The following is a 3,727-nucleotide window of genomic DNA, read 5'->3' as shown; positions in this document are numbered from 1 at the left end:
GGCATAACTCAGGCGCTATGGGAGGCGCTGCACGGGGGCAAGGTCACTTTCGGGATGTGGTGGCGACGGTCGGCATTGTATTTGTGCGGCATGGTCAGACGAGACGATCAGGAAGGGGCAGGCTTCCTATCGAATCCCATCTGCGGGGACAACAACAGCATCCGTGCACCAACGCAACGGCAGACGATACCAGCATAAGGTGAAAACGATGGATCACGACGCCGCCCGCCCACCGACCCCATGGGGCCAGTGGGCGAAATCACCGAAACGGTGGGCGGTTTGAACCGAAACGCGGTTCTTCCGCATTCTCGGTGCAACTTGCCAATTTGGCAGAAACGAGCGTTCGGCTGCCGCATGAAGGCTGATGATATTGCTGCCAAACTTCTAGAGGCCACTGAGGGAGGTACTTACCTGCACCGAGAGTGCGGAAGAACCCGAAACGCCGGGACGCTTTCGCCGAAATACGCACGCATGACGTCTACGAACAGACTCTCAGTATCTTGTCGACAATTCTACCACTTAGCTACCGGCGAATTCGTGACACCCCCATAGGATGTAAATCATTATCCTGTTTCATCAGCAAGTGAGGAAATGCCGACATCGTTTTCATGAGGGCCTGCCTTGCGCGCAGCAAACGGCATTTTAACTCGTCCTGGGAAATGCCGAGTTCTTCCGCCGCATTCCGATAACTCAGACCTTCGGAGCATACCAGCATCAAGACCTCTCTTTCATCTGCCGGCAAGCCGCCTACCGCCTGGCGAATCCTCGCCAGTTTCGTTCGAGTTATTGAAATTTTCACCAGTTTCTCTCGTAAACAGCCCTAAATCCGTCATCTGGACAGATATGGCATGGCATGCGAATGCGGCAACCTAAAGTTTAAAAATTTACTGGTGCCTAATGAAACATGTTTGTCGTGGCTCGCCGGCCCCTTGGCGCCGCGGACTGATCCTCCATTCTATCTCTGACCATCCCCCACCACAGGTATCAGCAGGTCAGACTTGGTTAGCAAGCTAGCGATTAGATTTAGCAACGTTTCATTTTAAAATTTCAGTGAGATAGTTCTTTCTGAGCGATTGTGAAGCGCATGATGTAACTATTTTTATTTCTAAAATCTGGATTTTCTTGGAATAAATGTTCTTTCAGGCCGTCATCGCGTCATGGTTAATCTGGAGATGACCAATGCTACGACGCGAATTCTTGAAATACGGCGCCGGCCTGGCTGGCGTCGCAGCAGTGCAGACTGTATCCGGTTCTCTCCTCGCCCAGACAAGCTCACCCGCACCCCCCATATTCCTCCGAATTCAGGACGTGGATGTTGAGCTGATCGACGGGTCCTCCGTCTTCATGTGGGCCTTTTCCCAGGGAGCCGGAAAACCCAGCGTTCCAGGGCCTGTCATACGGGTCAAGCAGGGGCAATCGGTTACCTTGAGTGTAGAAAACCTATCGCCCTCGGCGCACTCGGTACAGATCCTCGGCATTCCCGGCGCGAGCTTCGGGCCGATCGAGCCCGGGCAGATCGGCGGCGTGACTTTCACTGCAAGCCTCGCTGGAACCTACTTCTATGTTGATCCCGACCGTGCCCCCTTGAACAGACTTCTCGGCCTGCACGGAGCTCTTGTCGTTGAGCCGGCAGCTTCTCCGTCAGGCGGGCCAGTCACCCCCTATGGTGAAACTCAAACCACACCCGGTGTGCGCGCCCTGTTCTCGGCACTGGGCAACCATAGCCGGTTTCCCGGCAGGCCATGGCTGCTCGGGCGTGACAAGATCTGGGTTCTCAATCAGATCGATCCCAGGATCAACAAGCTGGCCGAAGCAGACGATCTCGCCGGAGCCCTGGAGCTGGTCGGATCCTTTCTGCCACGGTATTTCACCCTCAACGGCCTGAGCGGGGTCGATGCGGCTCATGACGAGCCGACGGTTCCCCGCGGCCGGGTCGGTCAGCCGCTGCTCCTGCGGGCGCTCAACGCTGGGTTGGCAACCCACTCCCTCCACATTCACGGCAACCACGTCTTCACCACGGCCGAGATCGTCTCCAACAGCCACGAAGTCCGGGTGCTCAACAACATCATCGAGGAGGACACCTGGTCGATGCCTCCCCTGATGCGCCGGGACCTGCTGCTGCCCTTCACCAAGCCACCGGAAATCCCCGATGCAGCCTGGCCACCGCGCCAGGAGAAGTTCCCGCTGCTCTATCCCATGCACTGTCATAACGAGATATCCCAGACCTCCGCCGGCGGCTCCTATCCGTTGGGTCTCGTGACGGATTGGGTTCTCGAGGGTCCGCTCTGAGTAATCGCCTCAGCCCTTCACGGGGTGGCCATACCCAATCCTGACTTTCTGCCGACTTTCAAATGCGGAGGCCCCATGGCTGTCACCATTCCCCGTCCGATGACGGATCCCGCGGAGTACGACGAGTTCAGCTGCGATCCCAACTCTGATGTGATCGAGACCCCGGACAAACTGCCGCCCACCGTTCGCGTTTTCAGGAAGGTCCACGGCTCTTTCGACGTTACCATGCCGGACGGGCGCGATGTCCGGTTCTGGGGTTTCGTCGATCCCAATACCTCCGGCGGCGACCGGACCTGGCCGTCGCCGCTGATCCGGGTCCGCCAGGGTCAGATCATCCACGCGACCCTGGACGCCGCCAAGAACACCCACACCATCCACTGGCACGGCATCGAGCCGTCCACGATGAACGACGGCGTAGGCCACACCTCGTTTGAGGTCAGCAACCAGTACACATACCAGTGGCAGGCCAAATCACCGGGCACCTACTTCTATCACTGCCACAAGAACACGGTGCTCCATTTCGAGATGGGCATGTACGGACCGCTCGTCATTGATCCTCCCAGCGGCCCGGGACTGCTCTTCGAACGCCACCCCGCCGATGAGGACCAGACCACCGATCTTCGCTACCAGGCAGAGGCGATCTGGTCCTTCGACGACGTCGATCCCCGCTGGCATGAACTGAACCATACCGCCGGCCTGTGCGGCGAGGACGCCGGGCTCAACCGTTTTCAGCCGAAGTATTTCCTGATCAGCGGCGTGCCCCATCCGAGGACCGAGCGGGACACGCGCGTCGTGGTACGGGCGAAAAAAGGGCAAAACATCCTGCTGAGGGCGATCAACGCGACCTACAGCAATCTTGACATCAGCATCGGCGTAAGCAGCACGATTGTCGAGATGGACGGCAGGCCGCTCCGGACGAACCCCCAGCTCGGCACTTTCTCAAAGCCGATCCCGGTCGCTGCGAAGGCGCCAACCAACCTGACACCGGCTCAGCGGACGACGTTCATGATCCACAACGCCCAGCCCGGCCGCTACGAAGTGACGGCGACCTACAGGGACTGGATCACCAACCGGCCCCATGCGGCCGGCGGGATCGCCAGGACATGGATCGAGGTGACCTGAAGGTAGAGGCGGCTTCCTGACAAGCCGAGACACGCCGGGCAACCCAGATAGGCGCGCGGGCAATACCCGGCGTTCCTCAACCATAAATTTTGGATTACCTTACAACTGCTGCTTATTTGGTAGGGTTTAACGGATTAATGACGGATTTTATATATCCTAGAGGCATTCACAGTTTTGTGTTTCGATGGTCCTCTCTCTTCCTCATTGTCCCCGGTGCGGCAGTCGGCGCCTGATCCGGTACGGCGTCGTCGCGGGCCAGCAACGATGGCGCTGCAGACGGTGCCGCTACCAGTTCACTCGCCTTGAAGGACACGGC

Annotated in this window: 4 protein-coding genes; 3 read left to right on the top strand and 1 reads right to left on the bottom strand. The window is 58.3% G+C overall.

Annotation, left to right across the window (positions count from 1 at the left end):
• Positions 1 to 523: 523 nt before the first annotated feature.
• The gene (locus N826_RS42645; RefSeq protein WP_169789512.1) at positions 524 to 799 is read right to left on the bottom strand and encodes a sigma factor-like helix-turn-helix DNA-binding protein; all 276 of its coding nucleotides are present in this window, start codon (positions 797 to 799) and stop codon (positions 524 to 526) included.
• A 380-nt stretch (positions 800 to 1,179) separates the two neighbouring features.
• On the opposite strand from N826_RS42645, the gene N826_RS41400 reads away from it, so the two are divergent.
• The 3 genes from N826_RS41400 to N826_RS46250 form a co-directional block, all read left to right on the top strand.
• Positions 1,180 to 2,289: a multicopper oxidase domain-containing protein gene (locus tag N826_RS41400; protein ID WP_147041347.1), complete on the top strand. Its 1,110-nt coding sequence runs from the start codon at positions 1,180 to 1,182 to the stop codon at positions 2,287 to 2,289.
• Between the two features lie 75 nt (positions 2,290 to 2,364).
• Positions 2,365 to 3,411, top strand: coding sequence for a multicopper oxidase domain-containing protein (locus N826_RS41185; protein ID WP_052832810.1), 1,047 nt, complete (start codon positions 2,365 to 2,367; stop codon positions 3,409 to 3,411).
• 184 nt (positions 3,412 to 3,595) lie between these two features.
• A partial coding sequence (locus N826_RS46250) for an IS1/IS1595 family N-terminal zinc-binding domain-containing protein (RefSeq protein ID WP_211099513.1) occupies positions 3,596 to 3,727 on the top strand: 132 nt, incomplete at its 3' end.

Source organism: Skermanella aerolata KACC 11604, from assembly GCF_000936425.1.
In the GTDB taxonomy this organism is placed as follows: Bacteria; Pseudomonadota; Alphaproteobacteria; order Azospirillales; family Azospirillaceae; genus Skermanella; species Skermanella aerolata.
The sequence above is the reverse complement of the archived record's forward strand: the minus strand, read 5'-3'. Positions and strand labels throughout refer to the sequence as shown.